This window comes from Pseudomonas sp. R3-52-08, from assembly GCF_003851745.1.
Classification (GTDB): domain Bacteria; phylum Pseudomonadota; class Gammaproteobacteria; order Pseudomonadales; family Pseudomonadaceae; genus Aquipseudomonas.
The window spans coordinates 4794290-4813540 of sequence record NZ_CP027730.1 but is presented as its reverse complement, the minus strand read 5'-3'; the positions used below and the strand labels follow the sequence as shown (position 1 = coordinate 4813540).

General features: G+C 60.0%; 17 protein-coding genes and 2 tRNA genes. 13 read left to right on the top strand and 6 right to left on the bottom strand.

Annotated features, from left to right (window positions below; genetic code table 11):
• Positions 1 to 6: 6 nt before the first annotated feature.
• A complete protein-coding gene (locus C4J91_RS22150) occupies positions 7 to 819 on the bottom strand; it encodes an inner membrane protein YpjD (protein ID WP_124364260.1) in 813 nt (270 codons plus the stop codon).
• A gap of 234 nt (positions 820 to 1053) precedes the next feature.
• On the opposite strand from C4J91_RS22150, the gene ffh reads away from it, so the two are divergent.
• The 9 genes from ffh (at position 1054) to thrC (ending at position 9452) form a co-directional block, all read left to right on the top strand.
• Positions 1054 to 2430: a signal recognition particle protein gene (ffh, locus tag C4J91_RS22145; protein ID WP_124364259.1), complete on the top strand. Its 1377-nt coding sequence runs from the start codon at positions 1054 to 1056 to the stop codon at positions 2428 to 2430.
• Between the two features lie 252 nt (positions 2431 to 2682).
• Positions 2683 to 2934 carry a 30S ribosomal protein S16 gene (gene rpsP, locus C4J91_RS22140; RefSeq protein WP_003175899.1) on the top strand — a complete coding sequence of 84 codons (252 nt, stop codon included), beginning with the start codon at positions 2683 to 2685 and terminating at the stop codon, positions 2932 to 2934.
• A gap of 5 nt (positions 2935 to 2939) precedes the next feature.
• Entirely contained in the window at positions 2940 to 3476 is a 537-nt protein-coding gene (gene rimM, locus C4J91_RS22135; protein ID WP_124364258.1) for a ribosome maturation factor RimM, read from the top strand.
• Entirely contained in the window at positions 3458 to 4231 is a 774-nt protein-coding gene (gene trmD, locus C4J91_RS22130; RefSeq protein WP_177412837.1) for a tRNA (guanosine(37)-N1)-methyltransferase TrmD, read from the top strand. The genes rimM and trmD overlap by 19 nt, the downstream gene beginning before the upstream one ends.
• A 45-nt stretch (positions 4232 to 4276) precedes the next feature.
• Positions 4277 to 4627 carry a 50S ribosomal protein L19 gene (gene rplS, locus C4J91_RS22125; protein WP_003175895.1) on the top strand — a complete coding sequence of 117 codons (351 nt, stop codon included), beginning with the start codon at positions 4277 to 4279 and terminating at the stop codon, positions 4625 to 4627.
• 107 nt (positions 4628 to 4734) lie between these two features.
• On the top strand, positions 4735 to 5631 hold the full coding sequence (xerD, locus tag C4J91_RS22120; protein ID WP_124364256.1) for a site-specific tyrosine recombinase XerD: 897 nt from the start codon (positions 4735 to 4737) through the stop codon (positions 5629 to 5631).
• Positions 5632 to 5771: 140 nt separating this feature from the next.
• A complete protein-coding gene (locus C4J91_RS22115; protein ID WP_057723916.1) occupies positions 5772 to 6503 on the top strand; it encodes a thioredoxin fold domain-containing protein in 732 nt (243 codons plus the stop codon).
• 129 nt (positions 6504 to 6632) lie between these two features.
• A complete protein-coding gene (locus C4J91_RS22110) occupies positions 6633 to 7937 on the top strand; it encodes a homoserine dehydrogenase (RefSeq protein WP_124364255.1) in 1305 nt (434 codons plus the stop codon).
• Positions 7938 to 8042: 105 nt separating this feature from the next.
• Entirely contained in the window at positions 8043 to 9452 is a 1410-nt protein-coding gene (gene thrC, locus C4J91_RS22105; protein ID WP_124364254.1) for a threonine synthase, read from the top strand.
• Between the two features lie 86 nt (positions 9453 to 9538).
• Here the strand turns inward: thrC and C4J91_RS22100 are convergent, their stop codons facing one another.
• Complete coding sequence (locus C4J91_RS22100) at positions 9539 to 9739, bottom strand: hypothetical protein (protein ID WP_057723913.1); 201 nt, start codon at positions 9737 to 9739, stop codon at positions 9539 to 9541.
• A gap of 312 nt (positions 9740 to 10051) precedes the next feature.
• Between C4J91_RS22100 and C4J91_RS22095 the strand changes: the two genes are divergently transcribed.
• From C4J91_RS22095 to recJ, 3 genes are all read left to right on the top strand, one after another.
• Complete coding sequence (locus C4J91_RS22095) at positions 10052 to 10336, top strand: DUF3509 domain-containing protein (RefSeq protein ID WP_124364253.1); 285 nt, start codon at positions 10052 to 10054, stop codon at positions 10334 to 10336.
• Positions 10337 to 10616: 280 nt separating this feature from the next.
• On the top strand, positions 10617 to 11159 hold the full coding sequence (locus C4J91_RS22090; RefSeq protein ID WP_124364252.1) for a YaeQ family protein: 543 nt from the start codon (positions 10617 to 10619) through the stop codon (positions 11157 to 11159).
• 160 nt (positions 11160 to 11319) lie between these two features.
• The gene (gene recJ / locus C4J91_RS22085) at positions 11320 to 13029 is read left to right on the top strand and encodes a single-stranded-DNA-specific exonuclease RecJ (RefSeq protein WP_124364251.1); all 1710 of its coding nucleotides are present in this window, start codon (positions 11320 to 11322) and stop codon (positions 13027 to 13029) included.
• A gap of 136 nt (positions 13030 to 13165) precedes the next feature.
• On the opposite strand, the gene C4J91_RS22080 is transcribed toward recJ, so the two are convergent.
• The 4 genes from C4J91_RS22080 to C4J91_RS22065 form a co-directional block, all read right to left on the bottom strand.
• Positions 13166 to 14446 carry a virulence factor family protein gene (locus tag C4J91_RS22080; protein WP_124364250.1) on the bottom strand — a complete coding sequence of 427 codons (1281 nt, stop codon included), beginning with the start codon at positions 14444 to 14446 and terminating at the stop codon, positions 13166 to 13168.
• Positions 14446 to 17088 carry a bifunctional lysylphosphatidylglycerol flippase/synthetase MprF gene (gene mprF / locus C4J91_RS22075; protein ID WP_124364249.1) on the bottom strand — a complete coding sequence of 881 codons (2643 nt, stop codon included), beginning with the start codon at positions 17086 to 17088 and terminating at the stop codon, positions 14446 to 14448. Before mprF ends, C4J91_RS22080 begins: the two co-directional genes overlap by 1 nt.
• 279 nt (positions 17089 to 17367) lie before the next feature.
• Positions 17368 to 17444 (bottom strand) — tRNA-Met (locus tag C4J91_RS22070).
• Between the two features lie 271 nt (positions 17445 to 17715).
• Positions 17716 to 17792 (bottom strand) — tRNA-Met (locus tag C4J91_RS22065).
• A gap of 278 nt (positions 17793 to 18070) precedes the next feature.
• On the opposite strand from C4J91_RS22065, the gene dinB reads away from it, so the two are divergent.
• Positions 18071 to 19129, top strand: coding sequence for a DNA polymerase IV (gene dinB, locus C4J91_RS22060; RefSeq protein ID WP_124364248.1), 1059 nt, complete (start codon positions 18071 to 18073; stop codon positions 19127 to 19129).
• Positions 19130 to 19251: the final 122 nt, after the last annotated feature.

Below are 19251 nucleotides of genomic sequence, written 5' to 3'. Positions count from 1 at the left end.
CGCCCGTCAGATATGCAGGATGTATTCGCGAACCAGCTTGCTGCCGAAATAGGCCAGCATCAGCAGGCAGAAACCGGCCAGGGTCCAGCGGATGGCCTTGTGCCCGCGCCAGCCGAGGCGGTTGCGGCCCCACAGCAATACGCTGAACACCACCCAGGCCAGGCAGGCCAGCAAGGTTTTGTGCACCAGATGCTGGGCGAACAGGTTTTCGACGAACAGCCAGCCGGAAATCAGCGATAGCGACAACAAGGTCCAGCCGGCCCACAGAAAACCGAACAGCAGGCTTTCCATGGTTTGCAGCGGCGGGAAGTTTTTGATCAGCCCGGACGGGTGCTTGTGCTTGAGCTGGTGGTCTTGCAACAGCACCAGCAGCGACTGGAACACCGCGATGGTGAACATGCCGTAGGCCAGGATCGACAACAGGATATGCGCGAGGATGCCCGGCTCTTCATCGATCACCTGGACGGTGCCGGTGGGCGCGAACTGCGCCAGCAGCACCGTGAGCATGCCCAGCGGGAATAGAAGAACGAGCAGGTTTTCGACCGGAATCCGGTAGCACGCCAACAGCGTCAGTGCGATCACGGCGGCGGCGATCAGGCTGGCGGCGCTGAAAAAATCCAGGCCCAGGCCAACCGGGGTCAGCAGGTGGGTAAACAGACTGGCCGCATGGGCCAGCAGGGCCAGCACGCCAAGGCCGACCAGCAGACGTTTATCCGCTTTGGTGCCTTGGGCCAGACGAGAGCCCTGATAGAGAGTCGCAGCGGCATACACGATGGCGGCGGCGAGGCTGGGTAGCAAACTGGGTGACAAGGGGAGCATAAATCCTGATAGGCAAGCCCGAAAGGCGCTGAGTTTGGCACACACCTGCGCTGCACGAAAGACTCCCGGGCCAGACAGCGGGTGTGCATGGACGCAGTCTTCGCTATAATCCGCGACCTGCCCACGCCGCAGGCTCGCCGAGCGCTGTTTTTAATAGCGATTTACCACAGCCTGGGCCGCCATTACCTCGGTCTACCAATGCATTTCGATGAATAGGGCCTGAAAGGATCGCGCATGTTTGAAAACTTGACTGACCGTCTCTCGCAGACGCTGCGCCACGTAACCGGCAAGGCCAAGCTGACCGAGGACAATATTAAAGACACCCTGCGTGAAGTGCGCATGGCGTTGCTGGAGGCCGACGTGGCCTTGCCGGTGGTGAAGGACTTCGTCAACTCGGTCAAGGAGCGTGCGGTCGGCACTGAAGTGTCGCGCAGCCTGACCCCGGGCCAGGCGTTCGTGAAGATCGTCCAGGCCGAACTCGAAAGCCTGATGGGCGCGGCCAACGAAGATTTGAACCTCAGCGCCGTGCCACCGGCCGTCGTGCTGATGGCCGGCCTGCAAGGCGCGGGTAAGACCACCACCGCCGGCAAGCTGGCGCGCTTCCTTAAAGAGCGCAAGAAGAAGTCGGTGATGGTGGTATCGGCCGACGTCTACCGTCCGGCCGCGATCAAGCAGCTGGAAATGCTCGCGGGCGAAGTGGGCGTGACCTTCTTCCCGTCGGACCTGAGCCAGAAGCCGGTTGATATCGCCACTGCGGCTATTAAAGAAGCCAAGCTGAAATTCATCGACGTGGTCATCGTCGATACCGCCGGTCGCCTGCACATCGATGAAGAGATGATGGGCGAGATCAAGGCGCTGCATGCCGCGATCAACCCGGTCGAGACGCTGTTCGTGGTCGACGCCATGACCGGCCAGGATGCCGCCAACACCGCCAAGGCCTTCGGTGACGCACTGCCGCTGACCGGCGTGATCCTGACCAAGGTCGACGGCGACGCCCGTGGCGGTGCCGCGCTGTCGGTACGCGCCATTACCGGCAAGCCGATCAAGTTCATCGGTATGGGCGAGAAGAGCGAAGCGCTCGAACCGTTCCACCCGGAGCGTATCGCCTCGCGTATCCTCGGCATGGGCGACGTGCTCAGCCTGATCGAACAGGCCGAAGCCACGCTCGATAAAGACAAGGCCGACAAACTGGCCAAAAAGCTGAAGAAGGGCAAGGGCTTCGATCTCGAAGACTTCCGCGACCAGCTGCAGCAAATGAAGAACATGGGCGGCCTCGGCGGCCTGATGGACAAGCTGCCGAACATCGGCGGCGTGAACCTGGCGCAAATGGGCAACGCCCAGGGCGCGGCAGAGAAGCAGTTCAAACAGATGGAAGCCATCATCAACTCCATGACCCCGGCCGAGCGCCGCGACCCTGAGCTGATCAGCGGTTCGCGCAAGCGTCGGATCGCCATGGGTTCCGGCACCCAGGTGCAGGACATCGGCCGCTTGATCAAGCAGCACAAGCAGATGCAGAAGATGATGAAGAAGTTCTCCGCCAAGGGCGGTATGGCCAAGATGATGCGCGGCATGGGCGGAATGTTGCCCGGCGGCGGTATGCCGAAAATGTAAAGTATTCGAGCGCAAGCCTTCGCTTGCGCTCCGACCCACAGGGATGTGGGATCTCCAGCAAACCCGCCGTTGGCGGGCGCTGACTTGCCGTTTTAACCGACGGCTCTATAGCAGATCTGAATGGCACGCTGATAGGCGCCAGAAAAAGACATTTGCAAAAGTCCGGATATTCCTTAGAATATGCGGCCTTTCGGGCACCTATGCCCGCTGTGCATTTAGATTTGCAGCACCGACTACAGGAACGATGTTCACATGCTAACAATCCGTCTTGCCCTTGGCGGCTCCAAAAAGCGCCCGTTTTACCACTTGACCGTAACCGACAGCCGCAACCCGCGCGACGGTTCGCACAAGGAACAGGTTGGTTTCTTCAACCCTGTTGCTCGTGGTCAAGAAGTTCGTCTGTCCGTGAACCAAGAGCGCGTAGCCTACTGGCTGAGCGTGGGTGCACAGCCATCCGAGCGCGTTGCAAAGTTGTTGAAGGACTCGGCTAAGGCCGCAGCCTGAGCAATATGAACGCGACGCCAGCTGTTGCTGATGATTTGATCGTTATCGGCAAGATTTACTCTGTTCATGGCGTTCGCGGCGAAGTGAAGGTGTATTCCTTTACTGATCCGACTGAAAACCTGTTGCAGTACAAAACCTGGACGCTCAAGCGCGAAGGTAGTGTGAAACAGGTCGAGCTGGTCAGTGGACGCGGGAACGACAAGTTCCTGGTCGCAAAGCTCAAGGGTCTTGATGATCGTGAAGAAGCTCGTCTTCTGGCCGGTTATGAGATCTGCGTGCCGCGCAACCTGTTCCCTGAATTGACCGACGGCGAGTACTACTGGTACCAGCTGGAAGGTCTGAAGGTTATTGATCAACTCGGGCAATTGCTGGGGAAAATCGATCATCTTCTGGAAACCGGCGCCAATGATGTAATGGTGGTCAAGCCTTGCGCTGGCAGCCTGGATGATCGCGAACGCCTGTTGCCCTATACCGGGCAGTGCGTGTTGGCCGTCGACCTGGCAGCGGGCGAGATGAAGGTGGAATGGGACGCGGACTTCTAAGCGTGGCTAATTTGCGCATTGAAGTGATCAGTTTGTTTCCCGAGATGTTTTCCGCCATCAGCGAGTACGGCATCACCAGTCGGGCGGTGGAACAGGGGCTGTTGCAGCTTACCTGTTGGAACCCGCGAGACTACACGACGGATCGGCATCACACTGTGGACGATCGCCCATTTGGCGGTGGTCCGGGCATGGTGATGAAGATCAAGCCCCTGGAAGACGCGTTGGTTGAGGCCAAGGCCGCCGCCGGGGAGAAGGCGAAGGTAATTTACCTGTCCCCTCAAGGCCGTCAGCTGAAACAGGCTGCGGTACGCGAACTGGCAAATGAGGAAGCACTGATCCTGATTGCCGGCCGCTATGAAGGCATTGACGAGCGGTTTATTGAAGCTCATGTCGATGAAGAGTGGTCGATTGGGGACTATGTCCTGTCTGGCGGTGAGCTGCCGGCGATGGTCCTGATAGATGCGGTTACACGACTGCTGCCTGGAGCTTTAGGGCATGCGGACTCTGCGGAGGAGGATTCCTTCACGGATGGTTTGCTGGATTGCCCGCACTACACCCGTCCGGAGGTGTATGCGGATCAGCGTGTTCCCGACGTATTGCTAAGTGGCAATCACGCACACATCCGGCGTTGGCGTTTACAGCAGTCCCTTGGTCGGACCTATGAACGACGCGCCGATCTTCTGGAAAGCCGCTCGCTTTCTGGAGAAGAGAAGAAGCTGCTCGAGGAATACATCCTCGCGCGGGACGATAGTTAACAACGTATCGATGGTAGGTCCATTGACTTACCTTAGGAGCACAGCATGACTAACAAAATCATCCTTGCACTCGAAGCAGAGCAGATGACCAAAGAGATCCCTACCTTTGCCCCGGGCGACACCATTGTCGTTCAGGTGAAAGTGAAGGAAGGCGACCGTTCGCGTCTGCAAGCGTTCGAAGGCGTGGTAATCGCCAAGCGTAACCGTGGTGTGAACAGTGCTTTCACTGTTCGTAAAATCTCCAACGGTGTTGGCGTAGAGCGTACTTTCCAGACCTACAGCCCGCAAATCGACAGCATGGCTGTGAAACGTCGCGGTGACGTACGCAAAGCCAAGCTGTACTACCTGCGTGACCTGTCCGGTAAAGCAGCTCGCATCAAGGAAAAACTGGCTTAAGTCCAGCTTCCCGATGCAGAAAGAAGCAGCCTACGGGCTGCTTTTTTGTGCCTGCAATTCAAGGTCTGCGATAGGATCTGTCCGACCAGTCCCTTGCTTGAGTTCCCATGCCCGCCATTGACCACCCTTTGATTGATCGCTTTCTTGATGCGCTCTGGCTGGAGAAAGGCCTGTCGGACAATACCCGCCAGGCTTACCGCAGTGACCTGGCCCTGTTCAACGGTTGGTTGCAGGAGAAAAACCTGGAGCTGGCCAATGCCGGGCGTGAGTTGATCCTCGACCACCTGGCCTGGCGCCTCGAACAGCATTACAAGCCCCGTTCGACTGCGAGATTTCTCTCCGGAGTGCGCGGCTTTTATCGCTATTTGTTGCGCGAAAAGCTCATCGCAACCGATCCAACGCTACAGGTCGATATGCCGCAATTGGGCAGGCCTCTTCCCAAGTCTTTGTCGGAAGCTGACGTAGAAGCGCTGTTGGCCGCTCCCGATCTCAGTGAAGCCATCGGCCAGCGCGATCGCGCCATGCTGGAAGTGCTTTACGCCTGCGGACTGCGGGTGACCGAGTTGATCAGCCTGACCCTGGAGCAGGTCAATTTGCGCCAGGGTGTGTTGCGGGTGATGGGCAAGGGCAGCAAGGAGCGCCTGGTGCCGATGGGTGAGGAAGCGATTGTGTGGGTCGAGCGTTACATGCGCGATGCGCGCAACGAATTGCTCGGCGGCCGCCCCAGTGATGTGCTGTTTCCCAGCCTGCGCGGCGAGCAGATGACCCGCCAGACCTTCTGGCACCGCATCAAGCATCAGGCCAAGGTTGCCGGGATCGGCAAGACGCTGTCGCCGCACACTCTGCGCCATGCATTCGCCACGCACTTGCTCAACCATGGTGCGGATTTGCGTGTCGTGCAGATGCTGCTCGGGCACAGTGACCTGTCCACCACGCAGATTTACACCCATGTCGCGCGGGCGCGCTTGCAGGATATGCACGCCAAGCACCATCCGCGCGGCTGAAAAATCCCAATTTACCCTGCCACGGGCTGCCCTGCGGCCCAACTGTGGTAGGCTTTGTCGGTTCGCAAAGGCGACGGTCACACCCCCAGTTTCCAATCGGCGTACCTGCACCGTCCCTGCATCTGCCTTCAGGAGTTCCCATGCGCTTGACCCAGATTATTGCCGCCGCAGCCATTGCGTTGGTTTCCACCTTTGCTGTCGCCGATGATGCGGCCGAGCAGGCCATTCGCAAGAGTCTGGTCAACCTGCAGCTCGACACCCCCATCGAAAGCATCAGCGCCAGCCCGATGGCCGGCCTGTATGAAGTCAAGCTCAAGGGCAGCCGCGTGCTGTACGCCAGTGCCGACGGCCAGTACATCGTTCAGGGCTACCTGTTCCAGCTCAAGGACGGCAAGCCGGTCAACCTGACCGAGAAAGCCGAGCGCCTTGGCGTGTCCAAGCTGATCAACGGTATTCCGGTGGCTGAAACCGTGGTGTACCCGGCCATCGGTGAAACCAAGACCCACATCACGGTGTTCACCGACACCACCTGCCCGTACTGCCACAAGCTGCACGCCGAAGTGCCTGCGCTGAACAAGCTGGGGGTGGAAGTGCGCTACGTCGCGTTCCCGCGCCAGGGCCTGGGTTCGCCGGGTGATGAGCAGTTGCAAGCGGTCTGGTGCTCGGCCGACAAGAAGGCGGCCATGGACAAGATGGTCGACGGCAAGGAAATCAAGGCGGCCAAATGCGCCAACCCGGTTTCCAAGCAGTTCGCCCTGGGCCAGTCCATCGGCGTGAACGGCACGCCGGCCATCGTTTTGGCCGACGGCCAGGTGATTCCGGGCTACCAGCCGGCACCACAAGTTGCCAAACTGGCACTGGGTGCCAAGTAAGCATTTATCGTCGAGCCTTTGACGAGCATGGCCCGCCGAACCGTCGGCGGGCCATTAATTGAGAGCCGCAGTTGTGCGGCTGTGTTCCACGGCCGACCTTGAGTCGGCCGTTTCATGGGGAGTTCTTCAGTGAAACCGGTCAAAGTAGGCATCTGTGGGTTAGGGACCGTCGGTGGCGGCACCTTCAACGTACTTCAGCGTAACGCTGAAGAAATTTCCCGCCGTGCAGGGCGCGAGATTGAAGTGGCTCAGATTGCCACGCGTTCGCCAAAGCCTCAGTTCGAAACGACCGGTATTGCGATTACCCACGATGTGTTCGCCGTGGCCACCAACCCTGAAATCGATATCGTCATCGAACTGGTGGGCGGCTACACCGTGGCCCGCGAGCTGGTGCTCATGGCCATCGACAACGGCAAGCACGTGGTCACCGCCAATAAGGCGCTGATCGCCGTGCATGGCAACGAGATCTTCGCCAGGGCGCGTGAAAAGGGCGTGATCGTGGCGTTCGAAGCAGCGGTGGCCGGTGGCATCCCGGTGATCAAGGCGATCCGTGAAGGCCTGTCTGCCAACCGCATCAACTGGGTGGCCGGCATCATCAACGGCACCGGTAACTTCATCCTCACCGAAATGCGCGAGAAGGGCCGTACCTTCGAAGACGTGTTGGCCGAAGCCCAGGCCCTGGGTTACGCCGAAGCCGACCCGACCTTTGACGTGGAAGGCATCGATGCGGCCCACAAGCTGACCATCCTGGCGTCCATCGCCTTTGGTATCCCGCTGCAGTTTGACAAAGCCTACACCGAAGGCATCACCAAGCTGACCACCGCCGACGTGAACTACGCCGAAGCCCTGGGCTACCGCATCAAGCACCTCGGTGTGGCGCGCAGCACCCCGGCCGGTATCGAATTGCGTGTGCACCCGACGCTGATCCCGGCCGACCGCCTGATCGCCAACGTCAATGGCGTGATGAACGCGGTGATGGTCAACGGTGACGCCGCCGGCTCCACCCTGTTCTACGGCGCCGGCGCCGGCATGGAGCCGACCGCTTCATCGGTGATCGCCGACCTGGTGGACGTGGTTCGCGCCATGACCAGCGACCCGGAAAACCGCGTACCGCACCTGGCCTTCCAGCCGGACTCGCTGTCGGCCCACCCGATCCTGCCGATCGAAGCCTGCGAAAGTGCCTACTACCTGCGCATCCAGGCCCAGGATCATCCGGGCGTGTTGGCCCAGGTGGCCAGCATCCTGTCGGAGCGCGGAATCAACATCGAATCGATCATGCAGAAGGAAGTCGAGGAGCAGAACGGGCAGGTGCCGATGATCCTGCTGACCCACCGCGTGCTCGAACAGCATATCAACGATGCCATCCGAGCCCTCGAAGCTCTCCAAGGCGTGGTTGGGCCGGTCGTCCGTATCCGCGTCGAACATTTGAATTAATTCAGCTGCAAGCTATTAGCTGCAAGCTGCAAGTAAGAGCCTATTCGCTCTTGACTTGCAGCTTGCAGCTTGAAGCTTGAAGCCCAAACCGAAGGTTTGCCTCCTATGCGTTACATCAGCACCCGCGGCCAGGCACCGGCCCTGAATTTCGAAGACGTTCTGCTGGCAGGCCTTGCCACCGACGGCGGCCTGTACGTGCCGGAAAACCTGCCGCGCTTCACCCAGGAAGAAATCGCTTCCTGGGCCGGCCTGCCGTACCACGAACTGGCGTTCCGTGTAATGCGCCCGTTCGTCACCGGCAGCATTCCGGATGCGGACTTCAAAAAGATCCTGGAAGAAACCTACGGCGTATTTTCCCACAGCGCCATCGCGCCCCTGCGCCAGCTGAACGGCAACGAGTGGGTGCTTGAGCTGTTCCACGGCCCCACCCTGGCGTTCAAGGACTTCGCCCTGCAATTGCTCGGTCGCCTGCTGGACTACGTGCTGGAGAAACGCGGCGAGCGCGTGGTGATCATCGGCGCCACCTCGGGTGACACCGGCTCGGCGGCCATCGAAGGCTGCAAGCACTGCGAAAACGTCGACATCTTCATCCTGCACCCGCACAAGCGCGTGTCGGAGGTGCAGCGTCGCCAGATGACCACCCTGTTTGGTGAGAACATCCACAACATCGCCATCGACGGCAACTTCGATGACTGCCAGGAAATGGTCAAGAACAGCTTCGCCGACCAGAGCTTCCTCAAAGGTACACGCCTGGTGGCGGTGAATTCGATCAACTGGGCGCGGATCATGGCCCAGATCGTCTACTACTTCCACGCGTCCCTGCAGCTGGGCGGCCCGGCGCGTTCGGTGTCGTTCTCGGTGCCGACCGGCAACTTCGGCGACATCTTCGCCGGCTACCTGGCACGCAACATGGGCCTGCCGATCAATCAATTGATCGTCGCAACCAACCGCAACGACATCCTGCACCGCTTCATGAGCGGCAACCAGTACGTCAAGGAAACCCTGCACGCCACGCTGTCGCCGTCGATGGACATCATGGTCTCGTCGAACTTCGAACGCCTGCTGTTCGACATGCACGGTCGCAATGGCGCGGCGCTGGCCGAGCTGATGAACAGCTTCAAGCAAGGTGGCGGTTTCAGCGTCGAGCAAGAGCGCTGGACCGAAACCCGCAAGCTGTTCGACTCCTTGGCAGTGGACGACGCGCAGACGTGCGAAACCATCGCTGAAGTCTATGCCCAGACCGGCGAGCTGCTCGACCCGCACACCGCCATCGGAGTGAAAGCCGCCCGCGAGTGCCGTCGCAGCCTGGATATCCCGATGGTGATCCTGGGCACCGCGCATCCGGTCAAATTCCCGGAAGCGGTGGAGCAGGCCGGTGTTGGAAAGGCCTTGGAGCTGCCCAAGCACCTGACTGATCTGTTTGAGCGCGAAGAGCGTTACACGGTGTTGGCTAACGACCTGAAGACGGTGCAGGCGTTTGTCAGCCAGCATGGCAATCGAGGTAAGCCGCTGTAAGGCGCACCACATAGACAAAAACGCCGCTTCCCTTCCCAGGGTCAGCGGCGTTTTTTTGTTTCTGGCAGGCCCGCCAGTCATATCGTCTACGTGAGTAGCTTGTGGGCCAGCGCCATTACCGTGCCAACAGCCGTAAAGAAGCCTATTGCGATGCCCACGGGGTACCAGAAGATCTCACGGGTTATCTTGTGGACTTCAGCATTGAACTTGCGTTGTTCGGCATAGATGCGTGATATGTCCGCGTGAATTTTCTCGATCGAAGCTTGTTGTTCATTGTGTTCCAGCATCCTCTTCATCCTTTGTGATAAGGGCCTTATGACATGCACTCTGCCCGCACGGCAGGGTGATCAGCGCTCACCGAGTATAGGATTCACTCCTGGCCTGCGCGCTCGGCGTACCCCAGAACCGCAACCCATTGCGTAAGCAGTTATGTGCTGCCGTTTTTTACCTGTCATGTTGCAAGCGCATGCTGGATACGTCATCCCCGCACAACCCTTGAAAGACGAAAAAGCGAACTTTCCTACGTTACGACCGGTCACTTAGGAGAGATGCAGCACCCGTTGAAACGATTGTTCCCGAACTATTGAGTGGTGATCGAGATGGAAAGTATCAGCCTGTTGCTCGAAGAAGCACTGAGCCCTTATCTGGTTACGCTGACCACCTCTGGTGTGCAGGGCGAATGCCTGGTGACCGTGAAGAACCCCGGTGGCGCCATCATGGTCGAGCGCGAAGTCAACCGCGCACAGCTGACCGACAAGCGCGCGCTGGTGGATGTGGTGGATTGTCTGCTGCGCGATTTGAAAATCGCTGAAGGTCGACTCGAGCCCTCGGTCATCGCAGCCTTGCGAAATGCCGCCATGACACGAAACCCGGTCTGCGCATGAAGAATTATTTATCCTTCGAAACTTCCTACAACACGGCCGGTCAGAGTTTGTAACAGCAAGAGCAAACATTGTGCTCCGGTGTTTGTGGCTTGTTGTACTGGTCTTTGTAGATCACGTTTAACCCCGAGTTGTCTCCCCACTCCTCGGGGTTTCTTTTTGCCTGGGATTTGGCACAGCGCGCCCTGCGAACGCAAACGGGTCATGGCTGGCGCGCAGTATTCGTTGAATGCCCTCGCCATCGGTTAGACTGGTCGCCTTTCCTTGTCCTAGAAGCCCGTTCATGGCCCAGCCGTCCACGACCTACAAATTCGAACTCAATCTCACCGACCTCGACCGTTCGGTGTACGAGAGCGTCAAACAGACCATCGCCCGCCACCCTTCGGAAACCGAAGAACGCATGACCGTGCGCCTGCTGGCCTACGCCCTCTGGTACAACGAGCAATTGGCGTTCGGCCGTGGTTTGTCGGACGTCGACGAGCCGGCCCTGTGGGAAAAGAGCCTGGATGACCGGGTGTTGCACTGGATCGAAGTCGGCCAGCCGGATGCCGACCGTCTGACCTGGTGCTCGCGCCGTACCGAACGTACCAGCCTGCTGGCGTATGGCAGCCTTCGCGTGTGGGAAGGCAAGGTCGTGCCGGTGGCGAAAAACCTGAAAAACGTGCACATCGCCGTAGTGCCCCAGGAAATCCTCGAGGTGCTGGCCAAGGACATGCCTCGCGTGATCAAGTGGGATGTGATGATCAGCGAAGGCACGATCTTCGTCACCGACGACCGTGGCCAGCATGAAGTGCAGCTGGAATGGCTGGTTGGCGGACGTGATTGAACATGTGGGAGGGGGCTTGCTCCCGATAGCGGTGGATCAGTCACACCATCATTGACTGACCCTCAGCTATCGGGAGCAAGCCCCCTCCCACATTTGATCTTTGTTGAAGCTTGAATTGTCGTTTTAACCCTTGTATCAGTAGAGAAGTTATCCCCACCGTATGCGTATCGAACCCCGTCCCTTGCCCGCCGTCCTGCCTTTCCTCGGTGAATTGCCACCGCTGCTGACCCGTCTCTACGCCGCGCGCGGGGTGCAATCGGAAGCCGAGCTGGACAAGAGCCTGGCGCGGTTGATTCCCTATCAGCAGCTCAAGGGCATCGATGCCGCCGTCGACCTGCTGGTGACGGCGCTGGAGCAGCGCCAGCGCATCCTGATCGTCGGTGACTTCGACGCCGACGGCGCCACCGCCAGTACCGTCGGCACACTGGGCCTGCGTTTGCTCGGTGCGGCCCACGTCGATTACCTGGTGCCCAACCGTTTCGAATATGGCTACGGCCTGACGCCGGAGATCGTGGCGGTGGCGCTGCAGCGCGAGCCGCAGTTGCTGATCACCGTGGATAACGGCATCTCCAGCGTCGAGGGCGTGGCGGCGGCGAAGGCGGCGGGGTTGAAGGTGCTGGTGACGGATCACCACTTGCCGGGCGATGAACTGCCGGCGGCGGACGCGATCGTCAATCCGAACCAGCCGGGCTGTACCTTCCCCAGCAAGGCGCTGGCCGGTGTCGGCGTGATCTTCTACGTGTTGATGGCCCTGCGTGCGCGCTTGCGCAACCTGGGCTGGTACGACAACAGCCCGCAGCCGAACATTGGTGAGTTGCTCGACCTGGTGGCCCTTGGCAGCGTTGCCGACGTGGTGCCGCTGGACGCCAACAACCGCATCCTCGTCCATCAGGGCCTGGAACGTATTCGTGCCGGTCGAGCGCGGCCTGGGATCAAGGCAATCCTTGAAGTGGCCAAGCGCGACCATGCCCGTATCACCTCCACTGACCTCGGTTTTATCCTTGGCCCGCGCTTGAATGCGGCCGGGCGCCTGGATGACATGAGCCTGGGCATCGAATGCCTGCTCACCACGGACATTGCCGCCGCACGGGAAATGGCCGCTCAACTGGACGGCATGAACCAGGATCGCAAATCCATCGAGCAAGGCATGCAGCGCGAAGCCCTGGCCCAGCTCAAGGATTTGCCGGTCGAATCGATGCCGTACGGCTTGTGCCTGTTCGACCCGGAGTGGCACCAAGGGGTGATCGGGATCCTGGCGTCGCGCATGAAAGAGCGCTATTTCCGTCCCACCATCGCCTTTGCCGATGCCGGTGATGGCCTGCTCAAGGGCTCCGGGCGTTCCGTACAGGGCTTTCATATCCGTGACGCGCTGGCGGTGGTTGCCAGCCAGCATCCCAACCTGATTGCCAAATATGGCGGTCATGCGATGGCGGCTGGCCTGACCCTGCCCGAAGCGAATTTCCCGTTATTTGCCCAAGCCTTCGATGCCGAGGTGCGTCGGCAACTGCGCGAAGAAGACCTCACCGGTCGGCTGCTCTCCGACGGCACCCTGGCGGTGGAAGAGTTTCACCTGGAGTTGGCCCGCGCACTGCGCCATGCCGGCCCGTGGGGGCAGCACTTTCCCGAGCCATTGTTTCACGGCGTGTTCCAGTTGGTGGAGCAGCGAGTGGTCGGCGAGCGGCACTTGAAGGTGGTGCTCAAGAGCGAATGCGGCTCGGTGAAGCTCGATGGCATTGCGTTTGGAGTCGACCGTGAAGTCTGGCCGAACCCGACGGTGCGTTGGGTGGAGTTGGCCTACAAGCTGGACGTGAACGAGTATCGCGGGAATGAAACGGTGCAGTTGATGATTGCGCATATCGAACCGCGTTAGATCCAACTGACACCGGGATATAAATGTGGGAGGGGGCTTGCTCCCGATAGCGGTGGATCAGTCACAGCATCATTGGCTGACAGTCAGCTATCGGGGGCAAGCCCCCTCCCACATTTGGTTTATGTGAAGCCTGGAATTACTCGGCTTTGGCCTGATGCTTGACGATGATATCCACCAGCCGCTTGGCCAGCGCCGGATAGTTTTCATCGAAGTGATGCCCGCCGGGCAGCTTGATGGCTTCGCCCACGGCGGTCTTGTCGGTGCAGCCGCTCTCGTCGACTTCCTCGGCGCCGTAGATGCACACCACCTTGTCTGCTGGCAGCTTGGCCATTTCCGGGCCGGTCGCGGCTTCTTTGCCGGCGTTGCCCAGCCAGCCTTCCACTTCGATCTCAAAGCTGCCGGTGCGGGCGAAGGCCAGCAGGATGATTGCGTCGACCCGTTGCTGCTCGTTTGCCGGCATGCGGTTGTAGATGGCCGGCAGCACGTCGGCGCCAAACGAATAACCGGTCAGCACGAAGCGCTTGGTGCCCCATTTCTGCCGGTAGTGCTGCATCAGCTCAGTGAGGTCCTTGGCGCTTTGTTCCGGGGTCTTGTGCTGCCAGTAGTAGCGCAGGGTGTCGATGCCGACCACCGGGTAGCCGATCTTCGCCATCTCGCCGGCCACGTCGCGGTCCAGGTCACGCCAGCCGCCGTCACCGGAGAGAAACAGGGTCACGGTGTCCTTGGCCTGGCCTGCCGGCACTTCCACCACCGGAATCGCCAGGCCGCCGTTGTCCGAACCCACCAGTTGCTTGCGCAGCTCGTTGTTCAGCACTTGCGGGTAATGAATGTCGTAGTCGCTGATGCTGGTGGTGGCACGCGGTGTGTCGCGTACGAAACTGGCGCTTTCATCGTCAGGGTTGTCGTTCCACGCCACCAGCCAGTTGCCATGGGCGGCGGTTTTGGGCAGCGGGTCGTTGCAGCCTTCCTGTTTTAGGGCGAAGCCCACGGAGATGGCGTTGGCCTTGTCGTCGCTCTGTGTGGCCAGCCAGCGCCAGGCGAGCGCGGCGCCAGGGCCGATGCCGCTGACCAGGGTCGCCGGGCCTTTAAGCTGCGCCAGAGCGCTTTGCAGCGCCTTCTCCTGCAGGGCGCAGTCATCTTTAGGCAGCACCACTTGCACGATCTGCGCCGAGCCGCCCTGGCTCAGGGCGACCAATTGGCTGTCGGTGAGGGTTTCGTCGGCCATCACGGCTACCGCCACGCGGGCTTTGGCGGTGCCGGCCGGGGTCACGCGGGTCATCGTCGAACCGTCGGCCTGGGGCAATTGCTCCAGGGTCGGCTGTGGGGCAGGGCGGTTCCAGTACCAATAGCCGCCGCCCAGGATCAGCGCGAGCAGCACAACAAAGGCCAATACATACCGCCAGGAGCGTCGAATCATCAGCGTTTCACCAATCCAGTCAAGCCGCCCGCGATCAGGGCGGCGGTATCGGCCAGTGCCACCAGCGGATCAAGTCCTGCGGGCACGGCCATGTAACGGGGTTCCCAGTCAGGCTGGAACTTGTCTTTAAAACGGCGCAAACCTTGAAAGTTATACAGTTGCTCGCCACGGCGGAACACCATCGAGCCCAAGCGTTGGGTCAGTGGCGCGCCACGCCTTGGTTGCAGGCCCGACAACGGCACCATGCCGAGGCTGAAGCGGGCGTAGCCGTGGTTTTTATAATGTTGAATCAGGCCGACCATCATGAACTCCATGGTCAGCTTCGGCGCGTCCGGGTGGGCGCGCATCAGGTCGAGACTGGCCAGGTCATGGTTGTACGTCTCGAGCAGGTTGGCAAAGGCCACCGGGCGCCCTTCGAAGCGGATGATCGCAATCCGAAAGTGCTTGAGGTAGTCGTCGCTGAAGCGGCCCAGAGAGAAGCCTTTTTCACGCACATTCTTACCGGTAAGCCAGGCGTCCGAGATAACTTTTAATTCATCCATCGGCGCCGTGCCCGGCTCGCAGATCTCCAGGGACAAGCCGTCCCGGGTGCCACGGTTCCAGGTGTAGCGCAAATCCTTCATCTCTTTGCCCTTGGCTTCCAGGTCAAAGCGTTTCAGGTCGACGCGGGCTTCTTCGCCCAGCTTGATCGCGGTGAGGCCGATATCCATGTAGTACGGCAGGTTCTCGGCGCGCACCTGATAGAACACCGGCCGTGCGTGGTGAATGTCGCACAGGTCGCGGAACTGCCAGATCATCTCGGCGCGCGGTTGAGTCGGGCCGATCGGATCATACAGCGCCACCAGGCTGCGCCCGCGACGGGCGTACATCAGGAAGGCTTCATCGTTGGGGTGGAACAGCAACGCCTTGTCGCCGGTCAGCGCCAGGCCGCCGTCGGGTTGGGAAGAGGCCATCAGGATCTTGCTGGCGCGTTCCAGCTCATCCGGGGTCGGCAGGTGGATCACCGGGCGCGCGGTACGCAGCAGCCAGGTCAGCGACACGATCACCAACAATACGGCGGCACCCAACAAGGAACGCAAGCCGCGCGGGGCGTTGGCATCGAGGGTAAACTGCCACCAGAGTTGATGGCTGTAAGGCACATCTTGATAGGCAAACAGCAACAGCCAGATCGACGCGCCCAATACGCAGACGCTCGCCACCAGGTACAGCGGCGAGAAGGGCAGTTCAGTCAGGCGGCTGGCGCGGTAGAACGAGCGCCGGAAGATCGCCAGCAGCACGGCGGTCATGGTCATCAGGCTGGCTTCTTCCCAGTCGAACCCCTTGAGCAGTGAGAGCAGGGCGCCGACCAGCAGCAGCACCATGGTCAGCATCCAGGCGGCTGACAAACGTCGACGCAGGCCTTGGGCCAGCAATAGGCACAGCACACCGATCAGGCTGGCACCGAAGTGCGACGCGTCAATCAGGCGGTGGGGAATCAGGAAGCCGATGTTTTCCAGGCGTGAATCGATCTCCGGCGTGGCGCCGGAAAACAGCAGGACCACGCCGGACAAAAAAACCAGTACGGCCAGCACCGGTGCCGCAAGGCCGGACGCGACGCGCAGGCTCTGCTGAGTCTGGAACAGGCGCTGGGCCTCGTTGATCAGCAGGAAGATACAGGCGATCAGCAGCGGCAACACCACGTAGATCATCCGGTATAAGAGCAGGGCAGCAGCCAGTGGCGCAGCGCCGAGTGTGTCGGCGAAGGCTGCCAGCAGGATCGCTTCGAAAACCCCCACGCCTCCCGGTACATGGCTGAGCACGCCGGCGGCCAGGGCCAGCAGGTACACCAACAGGAACGGGCCGAAAGGCGGTGCTTCGGGCAGCAGCAGATAAAGGACAGCGGCGGCGGCGGCGACGTCCAGCGCGGTGATGACCAGTTGCAGGAACGTCAGGCGACGGCCAGGCAGGCGCAGGGTGCGGCGCCCGGCCTTGACCAGCAGGTTATCCGGGTAGGGTTGTTCCGGCAGGCGACGGCGATAGATACCGATGCACAGCATGGCCGACAACAGCAGCACCGCACCGGCGACACCGCCCAACAGGCTCTGCGGTAAATGCAGGTAGGTCGATGCCGCCGGCAGGTTGCTCAGCGTGGCCAACGCGGCCAGTGGCGGCAGCGCGCAGCCCAGCGCCAGGCTGGCGAACACGGTCATGTGGGCGACTTCCGACGCACCAATGCCGTGGCGTGCATATAAACGATAGCGCACCGAGCCGCCCGAGAGCATTGACAGGCCAATGGCGTTGCCGATGGCAAAGGCAGTGAAGCCGCCCAGGGCCAGGGTCTTGGCCGGCAGTTTCACGCCGGCGTAACGTGCGCCGGAAAATTCATAGCCCAACAGAATGATGAAGCCGGCCACCGCTGCCGCGAACGCGCCGAGCAAGGCCGGTTTAGGCACCTCCAGGATCGAGTCGTGGAGCGCGTAGAGGTCGAGTTCCAACAACAGGTGTCGGCAGGCGATCAGGGCAATTGCAAACAGCAGCAACGTAACGGCCAGGCCGATGGGCTGACGGTATTTGCTCAACAGATCCAGCCAACGCAAACGAGTGGGAGCGATCGGTTGTTCAGCTGTGACAGTGTCGTGTGGTTCAGACGAGTTGGCGCGCATCAATCACCTCGTGGATTGTGCGCGACAGGATGGAGGTATCCAGCCAAGTTACCAATCCCTATGGACAAAATAATTACAAATATTAACGCGGATCACCGAGTGGGGCGACTGCGGCCATTGGTCGTAGAGGGTAGCGCTTGAGTATCGAGCATAGCGTGCAATGGGATGGACTCTACAAACCGTCTACGGTTTCATGAAAGATGCCATACCATTGTTTCAGAAGAACTTTTTCACCGGATACAAAAAAGGCCACTCTTTCGAGTAGCCTTTTTTGATGTTTGGTTGCGGGAGCCGGATTTGAACCGACGACCTTCGGGTTATGAGCCCGACGAGCTACCAGACTGCTCCATCCCGCGTCTGTGGGCGGCATTCTACAGTCCAGCGACGAGGTGTCAACCGTTAATGAGTCGATGGCTCAAATTAACGCTGATTTATTCAAAATCAAGGCCTTGGCACCTCCGTTGTAGGAGCGAGCTTGCTCGCGAAAGGCGTCAAGGATAACGCAGCGCTTCAGGTAGCCAGCGGTGTGTTGAAGTTTTTCGCGAGCAAGCTCGCTCCTACAGGGGAGGGAGGTAAAACAGGCGCGCACAAAAAAGGCCACTCTTTCGAGTAGCCTTTTTTGATGTTTGGTTGCGGGAGCCGGATTTGAACCGACGACCTTCGGGTTATGAGCCCGACGAGCTACCAGACTGCTCCATCCCGCGTCTGTGTGTCGGCATTCTACAGAGGAACGCGAGCGTGTCAACCCGAAAATAGAAGAAAAGCGCTTGTGGTTCAATCGGTTAGCTCTCCAAGGCGAGCGTGGTAGGGGCGCGGAGCCAGTCGGGCCGAGGCTTTCAGCTCTATTGGAGGGCCGAATTCGATTGAGAAAACAAATTCATCTGCGATATTTCGTACCGCTCAGGCAGAAGATTCAAACTACTGGTGCTATATACAGGGGTGAATGCGATACTGGCCACCCGTTGGTTCACACCCCGTTTATATGACGCAGCGCAAAATCATCCACGTCGACTGTGATTGCTTCTACGCCGCCATCGAGATGCGCGACGACCCGAGCCTGGCGCAAAAACCCTTGGCTGTCGGCGGCTCGGCAGACCGGCGGGGGGTGATCGCTACGTGCAATTATGAAGCGCGGACGTATGGGGTGCGCTCGGCGATGTCATCCCGTCACGCGTTGAAGTTGTGCCCGGACCTGACGATCGTCAAGCCGCGGATGGATGCCTATAAAGAAGCATCGAAGGAAATCCAGACGATCTTTCGCGACTACACCGACTTGATCGAGCCGTTGTCGCTGGATGAAGCCTACCTCGACGTGTCCGACAGCCCGCACTTTGGCGGCAGTGCCACGCGCATCGCCCAGGACATTCGCCGGCGTGTCTCCAATCAATTGCACATCACCGTGTCTGCGGGCGTGGCGCCCAACAAGTTTCTGGCCAAGATCGCCAGCGACTGGAAAAAACCCAACGGCCTGTTTGTGATTACCCCGGACCAGGTCGAAGATTTCGTCTCCCAGTTGCGGGTGAGTAAGTTGCATGGGGTCGGCAAGGTCACTGCCGACAAGCTGGCGCGCCTGGGCATTGAAGATTGCCTGCAATTGCGGGAGTGGAACAAGCTGGCGCTGGTGCGCGAATTCGGCAGTTTTGGTGAGCGCCTCTGGAGCCTCGCCCGTGGGATCGATGACCGCGTGGTGCAGAACGACAGCCGGCGGCAATCGATCAGCGTGGAAAATACCTACGATGTGGACTTGCCGGATCTTTCAAGCTGCCTGGCAAAGCTGCCCGAACTCATGGACACCCTGGCCGGGCGCATGGCGCGTATCGATAGCAGCTACCGGGCGGGCAAGCCGTTCGTGAAGGTCAAGTTTCATGACTTTACCCAGACCACTCTGGAGCAGGCCGGGGCAGGGCGGGATCTGGAGAGTTATCAACAGCTGATGACCCAGGCGTTCAACCGTGGTGGGAAGCCGGTGCGGTTGTTGGGGATTGGGGTGAGGTTGCTGGATTTGAGCGGCGGTAACGAACAGCTCGAGTTTTCCTGGTAAAAAACCGGGTGCCCCCTGTAGGAGCGAGCTTGCTCGCGAAAAACGTCAACGATAACGCGTGTTTCCTGGAAGAACGCGGTGCCTGTGAGTTTTTCGCGAGCAAGCTCGCTCCTACAAAAAAC

Excerpts from the sequence above, each read along its gene's own strand:
- recJ (WP_124364251.1), top strand. The coding sequence starts at position 11,320 with ATGCGTATCGAACCCCGTCCCTTGCCCGCCGTCCTGCCTTTCCTCGGT.
- xerD (WP_124364256.1), top strand. The coding sequence starts at position 4,735 with ATGCCCGCCATTGACCACCCTTTGATTGATCGCTTTCTTGATGCGCTC.
- C4J91_RS22095 (WP_124364253.1), top strand. The coding sequence starts at position 10,052 with ATGGAAAGTATCAGCCTGTTGCTCGAAGAAGCACTGAGCCCTTATCTG.
- thrC (WP_124364254.1), top strand. The coding sequence starts at position 8,043 with ATGCGTTACATCAGCACCCGCGGCCAGGCACCGGCCCTGAATTTCGAA.
- C4J91_RS22150 (WP_124364260.1), bottom strand. The coding sequence starts at position 819 with ATGCTCCCCTTGTCACCCAGTTTGCTACCCAGCCTCGCCGCCGCCATC.
- trmD (WP_177412837.1), top strand. The coding sequence starts at position 3,458 with ATGGGACGCGGACTTCTAAGCGTGGCTAATTTGCGCATTGAAGTGATC.
- C4J91_RS22080 (WP_124364250.1), bottom strand. The coding sequence starts at position 14,446 with ATGATTCGACGCTCCTGGCGGTATGTATTGGCCTTTGTTGTGCTGCTC.
- mprF (WP_124364249.1), bottom strand. The coding sequence starts at position 17,088 with ATGCGCGCCAACTCGTCTGAACCACACGACACTGTCACAGCTGAACAA.
- C4J91_RS22100 (WP_057723913.1), bottom strand. The coding sequence starts at position 9,739 with ATGCTGGAACACAATGAACAACAAGCTTCGATCGAGAAAATTCACGCG.
- C4J91_RS22090 (WP_124364252.1), top strand. The coding sequence starts at position 10,617 with ATGGCCCAGCCGTCCACGACCTACAAATTCGAACTCAATCTCACCGAC.
- C4J91_RS22115 (WP_057723916.1), top strand. The coding sequence starts at position 5,772 with ATGCGCTTGACCCAGATTATTGCCGCCGCAGCCATTGCGTTGGTTTCC.
- rplS (WP_003175895.1), top strand. The coding sequence starts at position 4,277 with ATGACTAACAAAATCATCCTTGCACTCGAAGCAGAGCAGATGACCAAA.
- rimM (WP_124364258.1), top strand. The coding sequence starts at position 2,940 with ATGAACGCGACGCCAGCTGTTGCTGATGATTTGATCGTTATCGGCAAG.
- ffh (WP_124364259.1), top strand. The coding sequence starts at position 1,054 with ATGTTTGAAAACTTGACTGACCGTCTCTCGCAGACGCTGCGCCACGTA.
- rpsP (WP_003175899.1), top strand. The coding sequence starts at position 2,683 with ATGCTAACAATCCGTCTTGCCCTTGGCGGCTCCAAAAAGCGCCCGTTT.
- dinB (WP_124364248.1), top strand. The coding sequence starts at position 18,071 with ATGACGCAGCGCAAAATCATCCACGTCGACTGTGATTGCTTCTACGCC.